The sequence below is a fragment of the Micromonospora coriariae genome, from assembly GCF_900091455.1.
GTDB classification, from domain to species: Bacteria; Actinomycetota; Actinomycetes; order Mycobacteriales; family Micromonosporaceae; genus Micromonospora; species Micromonospora coriariae.
In genome coordinates, this window is sequence record NZ_LT607412.1 from 3350004 (window position 1) to 3365500 (window position 15497).

Annotated in this window: 14 protein-coding genes; 9 read left to right on the forward strand and 5 right to left on the reverse strand. The window is 74.0% G+C overall.

Features of this window, described 5'->3' with window-relative positions; translation table 11 throughout:
- Positions 1–3: 3 nt before the first annotated feature.
- The 7 genes from GA0070607_RS15690 to GA0070607_RS15720 all read left to right on the forward strand — a co-directional run bounded on the left by GA0070607_RS15690 (position 4) and on the right by GA0070607_RS15720 (position 7829).
- Entirely contained in the window at positions 4–747 is a 744-nt protein-coding gene (locus GA0070607_RS15690) for an ABC transporter ATP-binding protein (RefSeq protein ID WP_089018884.1), read from the forward strand.
- The gene (locus tag GA0070607_RS15695) at positions 744–1514 is read left to right on the forward strand and encodes an ABC transporter ATP-binding protein (RefSeq protein WP_089018885.1); all 771 of its coding nucleotides are present in this window, start codon (positions 744–746) and stop codon (positions 1512–1514) included. Before GA0070607_RS15690 ends, GA0070607_RS15695 begins: the two co-directional genes overlap by 4 nt.
- Positions 1514–2404 carry a branched-chain amino acid ABC transporter permease gene (locus tag GA0070607_RS15700; protein ID WP_089018886.1) on the forward strand — a complete coding sequence of 297 codons (891 nt, stop codon included), beginning with the start codon at positions 1514–1516 and terminating at the stop codon, positions 2402–2404. The genes GA0070607_RS15695 and GA0070607_RS15700 overlap by 1 nt, the downstream gene beginning before the upstream one ends.
- Positions 2401–3525 carry a branched-chain amino acid ABC transporter permease gene (locus GA0070607_RS15705; RefSeq protein ID WP_089018887.1) on the forward strand — a complete coding sequence of 375 codons (1125 nt, stop codon included), beginning with the start codon at positions 2401–2403 and terminating at the stop codon, positions 3523–3525. The genes GA0070607_RS15700 and GA0070607_RS15705 overlap by 4 nt, the downstream gene beginning before the upstream one ends.
- Before the next feature lie 126 nt (positions 3526–3651).
- Complete coding sequence (locus tag GA0070607_RS15710; protein ID WP_089018888.1) at positions 3652–4398, forward strand: SDR family NAD(P)-dependent oxidoreductase; 747 nt, start codon at positions 3652–3654, stop codon at positions 4396–4398.
- 87 nt (positions 4399–4485) lie between these two features.
- Complete coding sequence (locus GA0070607_RS15715; protein WP_089018889.1) at positions 4486–6615, forward strand: RecQ family ATP-dependent DNA helicase; 2130 nt, start codon at positions 4486–4488, stop codon at positions 6613–6615.
- Positions 6616–6899: 284 nt separating this feature from the next.
- On the forward strand, positions 6900–7829 hold the full coding sequence (locus tag GA0070607_RS15720; protein WP_089018890.1) for a hypothetical protein: 930 nt from the start codon (positions 6900–6902) through the stop codon (positions 7827–7829).
- A gap of 183 nt (positions 7830–8012) precedes the next feature.
- Here GA0070607_RS15720 and GA0070607_RS15725 read toward each other — a convergent pair whose 3' ends face one another.
- The gene (locus GA0070607_RS15725; protein ID WP_089018891.1) at positions 8013–8429 is read right to left on the reverse strand and encodes a helix-turn-helix domain-containing protein; all 417 of its coding nucleotides are present in this window, start codon (positions 8427–8429) and stop codon (positions 8013–8015) included.
- Between the two features lie 240 nt (positions 8430–8669).
- Between GA0070607_RS15725 and GA0070607_RS15730 the strand changes: the two genes are divergently transcribed.
- Positions 8670–9128, forward strand: a complete 459-nt coding sequence (locus GA0070607_RS15730; protein WP_089018892.1) for a hypothetical protein — start codon at positions 8670–8672, stop codon at positions 9126–9128.
- On the opposite strand, the gene GA0070607_RS15735 is transcribed toward GA0070607_RS15730, so the two are convergent.
- Positions 9125–10288 carry a class I SAM-dependent methyltransferase gene (locus tag GA0070607_RS15735; RefSeq protein ID WP_089018893.1) on the reverse strand — a complete coding sequence of 388 codons (1164 nt, stop codon included), beginning with the start codon at positions 10286–10288 and terminating at the stop codon, positions 9125–9127. The genes GA0070607_RS15730 and GA0070607_RS15735 overlap by 4 nt on opposite strands.
- 86 nt (positions 10289–10374) lie before the next feature.
- Positions 10375–12063 carry a DEAD/DEAH box helicase gene (locus GA0070607_RS15740; protein ID WP_089018894.1) on the reverse strand — a complete coding sequence of 563 codons (1689 nt, stop codon included), beginning with the start codon at positions 12061–12063 and terminating at the stop codon, positions 10375–10377.
- A gap of 317 nt (positions 12064–12380) precedes the next feature.
- Between GA0070607_RS15740 and GA0070607_RS15745 the strand changes: the two genes are divergently transcribed.
- On the forward strand, positions 12381–13031 hold the full coding sequence (locus GA0070607_RS15745) for a ferritin-like fold-containing protein (RefSeq protein WP_089018895.1): 651 nt from the start codon (positions 12381–12383) through the stop codon (positions 13029–13031).
- 75 nt (positions 13032–13106) lie between these two features.
- On the opposite strand, the gene GA0070607_RS15750 is transcribed toward GA0070607_RS15745, so the two are convergent.
- Together GA0070607_RS15750 and GA0070607_RS15755 are read right to left on the reverse strand one after the other, a co-directional pair.
- Positions 13107–13334, reverse strand: a complete 228-nt coding sequence (locus tag GA0070607_RS15750; RefSeq protein ID WP_089018896.1) for a DUF3107 domain-containing protein — start codon at positions 13332–13334, stop codon at positions 13107–13109.
- 64 nt (positions 13335–13398) lie between these two features.
- Positions 13399–14037, reverse strand: coding sequence for a TetR/AcrR family transcriptional regulator (locus GA0070607_RS15755; protein ID WP_074314694.1), 639 nt, complete (start codon positions 14035–14037; stop codon positions 13399–13401).
- Positions 14038–15497: the final 1460 nt, after the last annotated feature.

Here is a 15497-nt window from a genome sequence, read left to right on the forward strand (position 1 = left end):
CCCATGCTCGCCACCCGCGGTCTGACCTGGCGGATCGGTGAGGTCGCCATCGTCGACAGCGTCTACCTCGACCTGGCGCCCGGGGAGTTCCTGGGCGTGATCGGGCCGAACGGCGCCGGCAAGACCTCACTGTTCAACCTGATCACCGGCCTGCGCCGGGCCACGGAGGGCCGGATCACCCTGGACGGGCAGGACATCGGGGCGCTTCCGCCGCACCGGCGGGCCCGCCTCGGGCTGGGCCGTACCTTCCAGGCGTCGTCGGTCTTCGGCTCGCTCAGCGTGCGGGAGAACGTCCGGCTCGCCGTCCAGGCGCACCGCGGGGGCTCGATGAAACTGTGGCGGCGGGCGGCGGCCGACCGGGAGGTGGCCGCCGCCGCCGACACGGCGCTCGACCGGGTCGGCCTCGCCCACCGGGGTACGGCGCTGGCCGGCACCCTGGCACACGGCGAGAAGCGCAAGCTGGAGATCGCCCTGCTGCTCGCCGGTGAACCGCGGGTGATGCTGCTGGACGAACCGATGGCCGGGGTGAGCGCCGAGGATGTGCCCGAACTGGTCTCGGTGATCAAGTCGTTGACCGGGGACAGCGGCCGGGCGGTGTTGATGGTCGAGCACCACATGGACGTCATCCTGGAACTGGCCGACCGGATCGCCGTCATGCACCACGGCGCGCTGCTGGCCTGCGACACCCCGGAGACGGTGATGGCCAACCCCACAGTGCAAGAGGCCTACCTGGGGGAATCGCTGTGACCGAGCCGATCCTGAACGTGGAGGATCTGTCGGTCCGGATCTCCGGACTGCACATCCTCCAGGGCGTGTCCTTCACGGTCGCACCCACCGGCGTGACAGTCCTGCTCGGCCGCAACGGTGTCGGCAAGACCACCACGCTGCGCGCGATCGTCGGCCTCACCCCGCCCGCCGGGGAGGTCCGCGGCACCATCCGGATGGGCGCGCAGAGCCTGCTGGCCCGCCCCACCCACCGGTTGGTGCGCGGCGGGCTCGGCTACGTGCCGGAGGACCGCTGCGTGTTCGCCGGCCTGACCGTCGCGGAGAACCTGCGGCTGGCCGAGCGGCGTGGCGTCAGCCCGGCGTACGACAAGGTCTTCGCGCTCTTTCCGGAGCTGGACCGGCGCGGACGGCAACGGGCCGGGTCGCTCTCCGGCGGGCAGCAGCAGATGCTCGCGATCGGCCGGGTGCTGCTCAACGACAACCGGCTGCTGCTGGTCGACGAGCCGACCAAGGGGTTGGCGCCGAAAGTGGTGACCGAGGTGGCCGAGGTGCTCGAACGGGTCGCGGAGTCCGTGCCGGTGCTGCTCGTCGAGCAGAACCTGGCGGTGGTCCGGCGGCTCGCCAGGGACGCGGTGGTGCTCGCCGCCGGCAAGGTGGCCTGGACCGGTGACGCGCGGGAACTGCTGCTGGAGACGGCGCTGACCAGGTCCCTGCTGGGCGTGGGCAGCGGCGAATCACAGCACCCGGCCCAGCCGGGCCGCGCCGCGGCGGGGAAGGACGGGCACTGATGGGCACCGTGATCCTGTTGACGCTGACCGGGCTCGGCCTGGCGGCGCTGTACTTCCTGGTCGCCTCCGGGTTGTCGCTGGTCTTCGGCCTGGCCGACGTGCTCAACTTCGCGCACGGGCTGTTCCTCGGCGTCGGCGCGTACGGGACCTGGTGGGCGGCGGGCAACCTGCCGGGCGCCGGGTCGGACGGGTTCGGCTTCGTGCTCGCGGTCGTCTTCGGGGTGGCCGCCGGCACGCTGGTGGCGGTGCTGGTCGAGCTGGTGCTGATCCGGCCGCTCTACTCGCGCACCATCGAGCAGGTGCTGGTCACCGTCGGCCTCTCGCTGGCCGGGGTGGCGCTGCTCCAGGCCACCTGGGGCGCCGACGCCCGGCCGTTCCCCCGGCCGGACTGGACCCGGGAGGTCACCGGGATCCTCGGCGCGCAGGTGCCCAACGGCGGGCTGCTGCTGATCATCGCGGCGGTGCTGGTGCTGGGCGCGCTGCTCGCCTTCCTCCGCTGGACCCGCTACGGCCTGGTGATCCGGGCCGGGGTGGAGAACCGGGAGATGGTCACCGCGCTCGGCATCGACGTACGCAAGGCGTTCACCCTGGTCTTCGCGATCGGTGGGGCCGCCGCGGCGCTGGCCGGGGCGCTCGGCGGGGTCTACTTCGGCACCGTCTCGCCCGGGCAGGGCAGCTCGCTGCTGATCTTCGCGTTCATCGTGGTGGTGATCGGCGGGATGGGCTCGGTGGTGGGCTCCGCGTACGCGGCGGTCGCGGTCGGGCTGCTGCAACAGTTCGTCAACTACTACGGACCCTCCGGTCTCGGCGACGTCTGCGTGGTCGGGCTGCTGGCCGTGGTGCTGCTGCTGCGTCCCCAGGGCATCGCCGGAAAGGTGGCAACGGCATGACCGAGGTCAAGAGCCCCGAGGTACCCGCCCCGCCGGCGGCGGTACCCGCCGAGCTGACCCCCGAGCGTGGGCGGTGGCACCGGGTACGACCGTTCCTGCCACTTGTCGCGCTGGTGGTCGCGGTGATCGTGCCGTACTCGACGCTGCCCCTGCCGGGGATCTTCGAGGGGCCGCTGAACTCGCCCGGCACCCTGCAGGTGCTCGCCGTCTGCCTGGTCTTCGGTGGCCTCGCCGCCGGGTACGACCTGCTCTTCGGTCGGACCGGGATGCTCTCCTTCGGGCACGCGCTCTACTTCGCCGCCGGGGTGTACGGCACGGACATCCTGGTCACCAAGGCCGGATTGCCGCTCTGGCAGGCGGCGCTGCTGACCGTCACCGGCGGGACGATCCTGGCCGCGCTGCTCGGCGCGGTGGCGCTGCGTACGGTCGGCATCGCGTTCGCCATGGTGACGCTGGCCTTCGCGCAGGTCGGGGCGATCCTGGTGGCCCGGGACTTCGGTGGCTTCACCGGCGGTGAGGAGGGCCTGCCGCTGGACGTGTCCGGGCTGCCCGCCGGGCTGGTCGGGGTTACCAACACGGTCAACCTCTACTGGTTGGCGCTGGCGTACCTGACCCTGGTGGTCTTCGTGGTGCACCGGGTCTCCGGCTCGCCGACCGGGCGGGTGCTGGCCGGGTTGCGCGACGACGAGCGCCGGATCGGCGTGCTCGGGCTCGACCCGTACCGCTACAAGCTGGTGGCGTTCACCCTGGCCGGCGGGCTCGCGGCGGCCGGGGGAGTGATCTACTGCCTGATCGTCGGCGGCGCCTCGCCGCACATCACCTCGTCCGAGTTGACGCTGTCGCTGCTGGTCATGGTGGTGCTCGGCGGGCCGGGCACCCGGTGGGGACCGGTGCTCGGCGGCGTCCTCTACATGTACCTGGACCACCGGCTCACCGCGTTCGGCAGCTCCGACGCGGTGGAGAGCCTGCCCGCCGTGCTCAGCCGGCCGCTCTCCCAGCCCCTCTTCGTGCTCGGCACCCTCTTCATCCTGGCCGTCTACTTCTTCCCCGGTGGCCTGGCCAGCCTCGGACCCCGCCTGACCCTCCTCCGCCACTCCCTACAACCACCCACCCGCCGCTAACCCCCGGCCCCCCGTCCCCCCGGGGGCCTTCACCCCGTCGATCATGAAGTTATAGCCGTGACACGCCGCGGCGGATCGCGATAACTTCATGATCGACGGGGTTCTGCGCCAGGGGAGGTCGGGGAGATGGGCTCGCGGGTTGCGGTTGTCAGCGGGGGCGGGACCGGGATCGGTGCGGCGGTCGTACGGGCGCTCGCCGGAGACGGGTACAACGTGCTCGTCGTCGGTCGGCGGGCGGACGTGTTGACGGACACGGCCGCACGGATCTCCGCCGAGTGCGGGCGGGCCGACGCGGTCACCGCGGTCACCGCGGATCTGACCGATCCCGAACAGCTCGACCGGGTGGTCGCGGCCGTCGACGGCCGGACGCTCGACGTGGTGGTCAACAACGCGGGCGGTTACCTCGACGGGGACACCGGCACGCTCGCCGGCACCGCGGCCTACTGGCGGGCCAACCTGGACGCCAACGTGCTCACCGCCGTGCTGCTCACCGAGGCGCTGCGGCCGGCCCTGCGCCGTCCGGGCGGCCGGGTGATCCTGGTCAGTTCGATCGCCGCCCAGCGCGGCGGCGCCGGGCCGTACTCCGCGGCGAAGGCGGCGCTGCACGGCTGGGCGTACGACCTCGCCGCGCAGCTCGGCCCGGAACAGATCACGGTCAACGTGGTCAGCCCCGGCTACGTCGCCGACACCGAGTTCTTCGGCGACCGGATGACGCCGGAGGGCCACGCCCGACGGGTCGCCGCCACGCTGGTCGGGCGGGCCGGCGAGCCAGCCGACATCGCCGAGGCGGTCCGCTACCTCGCCAGCCCCGCCGCCGGGTACGTCACCGGCCAGGTGCTCGGGGTCAACGGCGGGTCGGTGCTCGGCCGCTGACCGTCGACAGGGAGACGGGGCCGGATCGTGACCGGAACCTCCCGCGCGAACCGGGGCCCTGACGCACGGCGCTGGTAGAAATGCCGGATGGGCGACGAGCGGGCGGCGGTACGGGAGCGGGCCGAGGCGGTGCTGCGCCGGCTGGCCGGTGAGCACGCCCGGCTGCGCGAGGACCAGTGGCGGGCGATCGAGGCGCTGGTCGTCGACCGGCGGCGGGTGCTGTGCGTGCAGCGCACCGGCTGGGGCAAGTCGGCGGTCTATTTCGTGGCCACCGCGCTGCTCCGGGACAAGGAGCAGGCCGACCAGGCCGGGCCGACGGTCATCGTGTCGCCACTGCTGGCGCTGATGCGCAACCAGGTCGAGGCGGCTGCCCGGGCCGGCATCCGGGCCCGCACCATCAACTCGGCCAACCTGGACGAGTGGGACCAGATCACCGCCGAGATCCAGGCCGGCGCCGTGGACGTGCTGCTGATCAGCCCCGAGCGGCTCAACAACCCCGACTTCCGGGACGGCGTGCTGCCGAAGCTGGCCGCGACCACGGGGCTGCTGGTGGTCGACGAGGCGCACTGCGTCTCCGACTGGGGCCACGACTTCCGGCCGGACTACCGGCGGCTGCGCACGTTCCTCGCCGAGCTGCCCGAGCGCACCCCGGTGCTGGCGACCACCGCCACCGCCAACGCCCGGGTCACCCAGGACGTCGCCGAGCAGTTGGGCGACGCCCTCATCCTGCGCGGCACCCTGGACCGCGAGTCGCTGCGCCTCGGGGTGCTCGACCTGCCCAGCCCGGCGCACCGGCTGGCCTGGCTCGCCGACCACCTGGACCAGCTGCCCGGCTCCGGCATCGTCTACACGCTGACCGTCGCGGCGGCGGGGGAGACCGCCGAGTTCCTGCGCACCCGGGGCTACCCGGTGGCCTCGTACACCGGGCAGGCCGACGACGCCGACCGGCGGGCCGCCGAGCAGGACCTGCTGGACAACAAGATCAAGGCGCTGGTCGCCACCAGCGCGCTGGGCATGGGCTTCGACAAGCCCGACCTGGGCTTCGTCGTCCACCTCGGCGCGCCGCCCTCGCCGATCGCGTACTACCAGCAGGTCGGCCGTGCCGGCCGCGCCGTCGAACACGCCGAGGTGCTGCTGCTGCCCGGTGCCGAGGACGCCGCCATCTGGCGTTACTTCGCCTCGCTCGCCTTCCCGCCCGAGCAGCAGGTCCGGGCCGTGCTGGCCGCCCTGCACACCGACCGCCCGCTCTCCACCCAGGCCCTCGAACCGCTGGTCGACCTGCGCCGGGCCCGGTTGGAGCTGATGCTCAAGGTGCTCGACGTGGACGGCGCGGTCCGCCGGGTGCGCGGTGGCTGGCTCGCCACCGGCGAGCCCTGGACCTACGACGAGGCCCGGTTGCGGCGCGTCGCGGAGGCGCGCACCGTCGAGCAACAGGCCATGCGGGAGTACGCGACCACGTCCGGCTGCCGGATGCGGTATCTACGCGAGTGCCTGGACGACACCGGGGCGGCCGACTGCGACCGGTGCGACCGGTGCGCCGAGCCGCTCTTCGGCTCGGACGTGTCGACGGCCGCGCTCACCGCCGCGCAGACGTTCCTGGGGCGGCCGGGCGTGGAGATCGCCCCGAAGAAGCTCTGGCCGACCGGTCTGGACGCGGTGGGCGTACCCCTGAAGGGCCGGATCCCCCCGGCGGAGCAGGCGCTGCCGGGGCGTGCCGTCGGGCGCCTCTCCGACCTGGGCTGGGGTGGTCGGCTGCGCGACCTGGTCGGCCCGGAGGCTCCCGACGCCCCGGTGCCCGACGATGTGGCCGCCGCGGTGGTGGAGGTGCTGAAGTCGTGGGCGCACGGCGACGACCCGTGGCCCCGGCGGCCGGCGGCGGTGGTGGTGATCGGCTCCCGGCGGCGGCCCCGGCTGGTCGGCTCGCTGGCCGAGCGGATCGCCGCAGTGGGTCGGCTGCCGCTGCTCGGCGAGGTTTCCCCGAGCGGTCCGGGTGGCGTCGGCGGGCCGCGCGGCAACAGTGCCCAACGGGTTCGCGCGCTGCATGACGCGTTCACCGTGCCGGCCGAGCTGGCCGACGCGCTGGCCGGGCTGGCCGGCCCGGTGCTGCTCGTCGACGACCTGGTCGATTCGGGCTGGACGATGACGATGGTGGCCCGAGCGCTGCGCCGGGCAGGTGCGCCGGACGTGCTCCCGCTCGCCCTCGCCGTGGCCGGCTGAGCTCGCCGGGCCGCTCCCGCTGGCCGTTCCGCTGGCAGGCCGGGCGGTCCCGTCCGGCGTCCGCTGCCCCCGGCCGGTCGACCGGCCCGTCCAGTAGCGGAAAAGTTCCCGGGCAGGGCGGATTGCGACGGTCGCCACGCCGCCCCGACGTCGGCCGGGACCGGCCCGCTGCGGCGGTACCGTGGGCGGCATGACCGATCGACCGCCCGTCACCGCCGGGTTGACCTGCGAGCACCCCGTGCGGGCGGGTGCCGGCGAGGGTGCCCACGCGCTGGACGCCGACGGTGCCTGACCGGATCTCCGCCACGCCGGACCGGAGCACCCTCCGGCTGGCGCTGGTGGTCGGCGGGCTGGTGCTCGCGGTGCTGCTCGGCTTCGGCCTGGGGCGGATGAACGCTGGCGGCGCCACCAGTGCCGGCGGCGCGGCGCTGGCCGCCGACCACACCCACCCGCCGGGCACGGAGCCGCACGAACACGGCAGCGCCACCGGTGCGGACCAGGGCGCGGGCGGCGAGCCGGGCGGCCTGTCGGTCAGCTCCGCCGGGTACACCCTGGCTCCCGTGGCCACCGAGTTCCCGGCGGGCCGTTCCGAACAGCTCCGGTTCCAGGTGCGCGACGCGCAGCGCCGGCCCGTCACCCGCTTCGCCGTGGTGCACGACAAGCCGATGCACCTCATCGTGGTCCGCCGGGACCTGACCGGCTACCAGCACCTGCACCCGACCATGGCACCGGACGGCACCTGGTCGGTGCCGTTGACCCTCGCGCAGCCCGGCGTCTGGCGGGCGTACGCCGACTTCACAGTGGTCGCCGCCGACGGCGGCCAGACCGCGGTGACCCTCGGCACGGACCTGGTCGCGCCCGGCGGCTACCAGCCCCGTCCGCTGCCGGCCCCGGCCACCTCGACGGTGGTGGACGGGTTCACCGTCGGCTACCAGGGCAGCCCGCAGGCCGGGGCGACGGTGCCGCTGACGTTCCGGATCGACGCCGCTGGCGGCTCCGCCCCGCTGGAGCGCTACCTCGGGGCGTACGGACACCTGGTGGCGCTGCGCGAGGGCGACCTGGGCTACCTGCACGTGCACCCCGAACCGGAACTCGTGGACGGCCAGGTCAAGTTCTGGCTGACCACCCCCGGCCCCGGCCGCTACCGCCTCTACCTGGACTTCCAGGTGAACACCAAGGTCCACACCGCAGAGTTCACCCTCACGATCCCCTAACCCCACCACCCCCCGGCCCCACCCCGGTCGGCCCCACCCCGTTACCCCCGTTGATCATGAAGTTATTGCCCTGCGGCGCGGCGTGTCGTGGCAATAACTTCATGATCAACGGGGGGAGTTGGGGGGGCCGGGGTACCGGGCGGGGGGAGGGGAGGGGAGGGGAGGGGAGGGGAGGGGAGGGGGTTAGCCGGCGCGGCGGATGGGGCGGCGGGCCAGGTAGCGGAGCAGGTCGCGGATGTGGTGCTTCTCCTCGGCGGGGACGGTGGGGTCGGCCAGCCGGTCCAGGATGGCGCGAACGTCCGCCTCGACCGGGCCGTCGTCGTGCCGCCGGCGGGGTGCCGGGCCGGCGTCGGGTAGCCCGAGCGCCCGGAACGCCGCCGCGACCGGCAGATCCAGCGCGGAGCAGAAGCCGCGCACCTTCGCCAGCTCGGGGTAGTCCTGCCAGTCACCGGCCAGCCAACGGAACACCGTGGATCGGCCCACGCCCGTGTGCGAGGCAAGGTCGGTGACCGTCCACCCGCGTTCGTCGCGGGCGTCGTCGATGGCGCGCCGGACGAAGCGGGCGAAGGCCATCTGTGGTGAAACGTCTGCGGAACCCATCCCTGCGGGTCTTCCCCTCCCGGCCGAAGCACTGGGGTATGCGCCTTCTGAGGGTAGTACGCCGAGGGGCGGAAACAATTGACTGACCGCACAAACTGTCCCGTGGACGGGACTTTTTCTCAGCCGGAACACGGACCGGACCGGGAACGCGTACCAAGCGATCATCGTCGTTCTTCCACTAAGCTCGGTGCCCGTCCCGGCAGCCTGCCCCGTCCGACCGGACCACCGTCGAGGAGCACCATGGCCGACTCGAGCAGCCCCCAGCCGTACCAGCCCGGCGCGGTGAGCGTCTTCTTCGTCGCCAAGGCCGGCGTCTTCGCCGCCGCGTTCTGGATCTGGTTGCTGGTCCTGGTGCTCCGCACCGACACGGCGACCGGCGCGCACGTCCTCGCCGCCACCGGTGCGATCACCACCACGTTGGTGGGGGTGGTGCTCGGCGTTCGGATGGCGTTGCAGCGGAACGCCGCCGTCCGGCACGCGGAGATGAAGAAGCTGCTGGTCGACATCTCCTGGAACGCTTTCGCCGCGGCCGGCAACGCCGAGAGCGCGGGCACGGTGGTGCCGTTCCCGGTCGGCCCGGCCGACAGCGAGCGGGCCGCCCAGCGAGCGGGCAGCGACCGCGTGTCGGCCTTCGACCGTGGTCCTGGCGAGCGCAGAGGCGGGCGGGACCGCGGCAGCAACGGCGACCGCCGGCGCTAGGCGGCGGGCGGCTCGTCGGCGGCCAGCAGGGTCTCCAGCCGGGGCGTGACCCGCCACTGGTCCACCAGCTCGCGGTACTCCGCGCGCTGCGGCGCGGTGGCCCCGGTGTCGGTACGGCGGGCCCGGATCAGCAGGTTGCGCGGGGTGTGCTGCGAGTCCACGAACTCCACCACCTCGGCCCGGTACCCGTGCACCCGCAACAACCCGGCCCGCAGCGCGTCGGTGAGCACGTCGGCGAAACGCTCCCGCAGGATGCCCTGTCGGGTCAGCAGCTCGTACGGGGCCGGAGTGGGCTGGGCGCGTAGCTGTTTCGCCAGGTCGTGGTGGCAGCAGGGCGCGGCCAGCACCCAGCGGGCCTGCCAGCGCACCGCGCGGGCCAGCGCCTCGTCGGTGGCGGTGTCGCAGGCGTGCAGCGCCAGCACCAGATCCGGTGCGGGGTCGACGACAGCGTCCGCGATCGTGCCGGCCACGAAGCTGACCCGGTCGGCCCAGCCCAGTCGCTGTGCCAGCTCGGTGTTGCGCCGCCGCTGGTCCTCCCGGACGTCCACGCCGATCAGCTCGACGTCGAGCCCCCGGCCGGACAGGTAGCGGTACGCGGCGAAGGTCAGGTACGCGTTGCCGCAGCCCAGGTCGACCACCCGCAGCGGACCGGTCAGCTCGTCCGGCAGGGTCGCCGCCAGGGCCCGCAGGAACGCGTCCACCTGGCGGCGCTTGGCCGCCGAGCCGCCGATCTCGGTGAAGATCTCATCGCCCGGGTCCAGCAGGTACTCCTTGGCCCGGTCGTTCCCGCCGGGTGGCGCGACCGGCCGGGCTGGCGCGGCGGCCCGGTGCACCTGCGCCTCGCCGGACTTCGTCACCCGGAGCTGGAGCGTCGCGTCCGTCGTCTCCACGTGCCAGTTGCCGAACGGCTCGGCCAGCAGTTCGTCGACCGCCGCGGCGGTCTCCGGGCCGGGGGTGACGTTGCGGGTGTACGGGCGGGCGCCGTCGGAGGTGGCGATCTGGAGGCGGGGCCCGGCCTTGAGGGTCACCGGCCGCAACTCGGCCCGGACCACCGTCGGACGGCGGCCACGGCGGCGCCCGGCGGCGACCGCCCGGGTCAGCGCGGGATCGAGCAGCAGTGCCCTGACCTGGGCCAGGGCGGCGTCCAGTGGTTCCGGCATCGTTCCATCTTCTGACGGTGGGGTGGGAAGGGAACATCCCCCGTACCGCGCGGGGCGGTCCGGGGGATGTCGGGTGTCGCTGTGCGTCAGTCCGCGGTGGCCTCGGCCGGCGCACCCGCGCCGGAACCGCCACCACGGCGACGCCGACGGCGGCGCGGCTTCGACGGCTCACCGTCGGTCCCGGCCACCGGCTCGGCCGGGGTCGCGTCGGCGGAGATCACCGCGGTCGGCTCGCCCGCGATCGCCTCGCCGGCCCGGCGGCGACGCCGACGGCGGGGGGTACGCGTGCTCTCCTCGTCGGAGGCGGCGTTGTCCGCGGGTGCCTCGGCGGCCGGCGTGCCGGCGTCGGTGCGGTCCCGCCGGCCGTCGCCGCGACCGCGGCGCTCGCCCCGGCCGTCGCCGCGGCTCTCGCCACGTCGGGAGCCCCGACCGCCGCTGTCACCGCGTCGGGAGCGCGTGCCGCCCAGGTCTTCCTCGACCTCGGCGGACAGCCCGGCCCGGGTCCGTTCGGCGGTGGGCAGCGTGCCGGTGACCTCGGTGGGGATGTGCAGGTCGGTGTAGAGGTGCGGGGACGTGTGGTACGTCTCCGGCGGCTCCGGCATCTCCAGACCGAGGGTCTTGTCGATGATCCGCCAGCGGGGCATGTCGTCCCAGTCGACGAAGGTCACCGCGACACCGGTCGCCCCGGCCCGGCCGGTGCGGCCGATCCGGTGGGTGTAGGTGTCCTGGTCTTCCGGGCAGTCGTAGTTGATGACGTGGGTGACGCCGGTGACGTCGAGCCCGCGGGCCGCCACGTCGGTGGCGACCAGAATGTCGATCTTGCCCGCCCGGAACGCCCGCAGCGCCCGCTCGCGGGCACCCTGGCCGAGGTCACCGTGCACCGCGGCGACCGCGAACCCGCGGAAGTCGAGGTCCTCGGCGACCCGGTCGGCGGCCCGCTTGGTGCGCGTGAAGATCATGGTCAGCCCGCGACCCTCGGCCTGGAGGATGCGCGCCACCACCTCGACCTTGTTCATCGAGTGGGTGCGGTAGACAAGCTGCTCGGTCTGCGGCGATGGCCCGGTCTCGGCGGTGTGCCCGGCGTGGATCGTCATCGGCTGGCGCAGGAAGCGCCGGGACAGGGTGACGATCGGGTCGGGCATGGTGGCCGAGAAGAGCATCGTCTGCCGGTCTTCCGGCAGCATCGCGAGGATCTTCTCGACGTCGTCGAGGAAGCCCAGGTCGAGCATCCGGTCGGCCTCGTCGAGGACGAGGGCGTGCACCCGGTCCAGCCGCAGGTGCTTCTGCTTCTGCAGGTCCATCAGTCGGCCCGGCGTGCCGACCAGGATCTCGACGCCCTTGCGGAGCGCCTCGATCTGCGGCTCGTACGCCACGCCGCCGTAGATCGGCAGCACCCGGACGCCCCGCGTACGGCCGGCGGCGGCCAGGTCCTTGGCGACCTGGATGCCCAGCTCGCGGGTGGGGACGACGACCAGTGCCTGCGGCACGCCGTCGCTGCCCTCGCCCGGCGCGAAGACCCGGTCCAGCAGCGGTACGCCGAAGCCGAGGGTCTTGCCGGTGCCGGTGGGGGCCTGACCGATCAGGTCGACGCCGCGCAGCGCGATCGGGATCGCGTACTCCTGGATCGCGAAGGCGCGGGTGATGCCGGCCGCGGCCAGCGCCTCGACGGTCTCGTCGCGGGCGCCGAGTGCGGCGAAGGTGGGGGCCTCCGGTCGAACCGGGGCGGTGGGGGCCAGTTCCTGGCCGTCCATCAGATCTTGAGTCAATTCGCTCATGTGGATGTGGGGGTGCCCTCTCGTGGGTGCGCCCCGTCATGTCCTCAGGGCGCGTTCGGTATGACGCGGGCCACACGGTCGGGGGCAGACTGCCGAGCCGGACCGGGCCGCACGCGCGCCGCAGGCTGAGCTTCGATCAGATCGGCGCCCACGGCAACTGCTCTATGCTACCTGAACAGGCATACCCCCGTCCCGATTCCCGGCCGGGGTGCGCCCAGGCGGGGCCACCGAATGTGACCTGTGCCACATCGATCCGGCGCGGGGTCGTGCCACGCGCGGGGCACCCGCGCGGCGGCGACGGGCGGTAGCCTGCGCTCGTGTCCGCGCCGACCACCCCCGGTCCCGCCGTCGCCGACCTGCTGGGCCTGGTCGCCTTCGGTGAGTTGCTCGCCTTCGAGCGGATGGCCGGCGACGCCCGGCTCGCGCCCGATCTGCACCGCCGCGCCGCGCTGAGCGAGATGGCCGCCGCCGAGATCGCCAACTACCGCCGGCTCGCCGACCGGCTCACCGCGCTGGGCGTGCCGCCGGAAGACGCGATGGCGCCCTACCTGACCGCCCTGCAGGCGTACCACGACTCGACCGAGCCACGGGACTGGGCGGAGGTGGTGACCAAGGCGTACGTCGGTGACGCCATCACCGACGACTTCCTCCGCGAGATCGCCGACGCGTTGGACGAGCCCGACCGGGCCCTGGTGCTGGACGTGCTGCACGACTCCCGGTACGCGGAGTTCGCCGCCGCGGAGATCCGGGTGGCCGTCGCCGCCGACCCCCGGGTGGCCGGCCGGCTCTCCATGTGGGCCCGGCGGCTGGTCGGCGAGGCGCTCTCCCAGGCCGGCCGCGTCGCCGCCGAGCGGGCCGCGCTCACCGCGTTGATCGCGCAGGGCGACCGGGTCGACGTGCCGGGGCTGTTCCGGCGGCTCACCGCCGCGCACACCGCGCGGATGGCCGCCGTCGGGCTGAACAACTGATCACCCGGACCACCGGGTGCGGGGCCGGCCCGCGGCAGGTGGGCCGACGCCGACCTGCCGCGATGGCCGGACCGGTCAGCGGACGGTGAAACCGACCGCTCGGGGGGACGCCTCGGCGATCTCGACGTAGGCGACCTTCTCGATCGGAACGATGACCCGCCGGCCCTTCTCGTCGGTCAGGGAGAGCGTGCCGCCGTTGCCGGCGAAGGCGTCGGTCACGATCTGCTCGATCTCGGCCGGCGACTGCGCGCTGTCCAGAACCAGCTCGCGCGGCGCGTACTGCACGCCGATCTTGACCTCCACTATGCCTCCTCAACTGGGGCGAAAGAACCGCCCTGCGAAGGCTATCCGATCACGGGGGCGGTGGTCAGGCTGACTCACCTTGCAGCGGGAAGCTCGCGATGCCCCGCCAGGACAGCGCCGCCACCAACGCCTCGGCCTCGGCCTTCGGCACCTGGCGACCGCCGGCCAGCCAGAACTGCGCGGCCGTCTCCGCCGCGCCGACCAGCCCGGAGGCCAGCAGCTCGGCGTGCGCCCGGCTCACCCCGGTGTCCGAGATGATGGTGTCGGTGATCGCCGCGATGCAGCCCTGCTCGACCCGCTCGACCCGCTGCCGCACCGCCGGATCGTTGCGCAGGTCCGATTCGAAGACGAGGCGGAACGCCTCGCTCTCGTGGTCGACGAAGTCGAAGTACGCCCGAACCGACGCGCTGACCCGCTCCTTGTTGTCGCTGGTGCCGCGCATCGCGTCGTGCACCTTTGCGACGATGGCGTCGCAGTGCGTGTCCAGCAGGGCCAGGTAGAGATCCATCTTTCCCGGGAAGTGCTGATAGAGCACCGGCTTGGAGACCCCCGCCCGCTCGGCGATGTCGTCCATCGCCGCGGCGTGGTAGCCCTGCGCGACGAACACCTCCTGCGCCGCCGCGAGCAGCTGCTTACGGCGCGCCGAACGGGGCAGGCGGGTGGGCCGGCCGGCGGTCTGTGCACCGTTCCCCACAGCGGTCATGGGATCCTCCGAGTTCTCCGTACGAGCCGGCATTTTCCCCCCAGACCGGGCGTGGCCCGTGAACCCCGTTGTGGAAATGGCCCGCCGCTGTAACTTATCGCCACTGTCACCACACGGTAGCCTCAGCGGGGGCGACCAAGGAGCGCGCGGTGAGTGAAACAGGGCAACCCGGAGCCGCCACCCCGGGAGAGCACGGTGACGGAGCGGGTCAGCACGACGACCCGGGCCGCTCCGGCAGCGGGTGGGCGCCCCCGTCGGGCGGGTGGTCCCGGGCCGCGGAGCACGAGGATGCCCGGGAACAGACGGCGCGCTGGCAGCCCGAGGCCGCCTCCGGTTGGCGTACGTCCTCCACCCGGCACGGCGACCTGCCAGCACCCCTGGCCGGGCTGCCCGGCGCCACCGAGCCGCCCGCCCGGGTCAATGGCCACCACGCCAACGGCGTCCGCCACGCGGGTGCCGAGGCCAACGGCGTCCACCATCCGGGCGCCGAATCGCCGGCTGGTCGACCGGCGCCGGTGAGCGCTCCGCCTGGGTCGACCGCCGAGGACCGGCGCGACCCGGCCAGCGACCGCCTGGTGGTGCCCGCCCAGCGTCCGGCGCCGCCGCAGGAGCATGGGTCCGGCGAGCCGGACAGCGGCCCGGCCCGACACTCCACGGTCGACCCCGCCGCCGGCCACAGCGCCCGCTGGGCCGACCCCGGCCTGCCCACCTCCGCGCCACCCGGCGTCCAGGTGCCACCCGTCGGCACCGCCGCCTCGGGCTTCGAGGTCCCGCCCGGCTTCCGCGCACCCACCGCCGAGCGGCCGTCCGCCGACGAACCGCCAGCCGCGCCGCGCGGCTGGCGCGACCCGCTCGCGCCGCAGGCATCGAGTGAGCCGGGGCGCACCCCCGACCGGGCCGCCGGGCACGCCGACGATGCCGAGTCGGGGCGCGCCGCCCAGGGCCCCGGGGCCGGGGACGCACCCCGGGCGGGGGAGTCGCCGGCCATCGAACCGGACTGGTCCGGGCCGAGCTGGAACCGCCCGAGCTGGGGCAGCGGCTGGGCACCGCCCTGGTCCCGACAGGATGGCGAGCCTGCCTCCCGGTCGACCCCTGGCGATCCCGCGCCCGGCTGGGTCGCCGAGCCGAACGTGCCGTACGAGCCGGCACGCGTCGAGCCGACCCGCCCGTACGAGCCGGTGCGCGCCGATCCGCCCCGCGGGCACGACGTCGCCCGGGATGAACCTGAGCAGGTGGCATCCCCGGAGCCCGCCTCGGCGGCGGGCACGGCTGTGCCGGCCGAGGGTCCCTCGTGGGCCGGTGGACGACCGGCGATGTTCCCCACCGGCACCCCGCCGGAGTCGTCCCAGGTCGAGCCGGCGGATCGCCCATCCTGGGCCGGCGGTCGTCCCGCCCCGACCAGCGGCCCACCGGCCGACCGGCCCTCCTGGGCCAGTTCCGCGCCGACCAGTGCCCCCCGC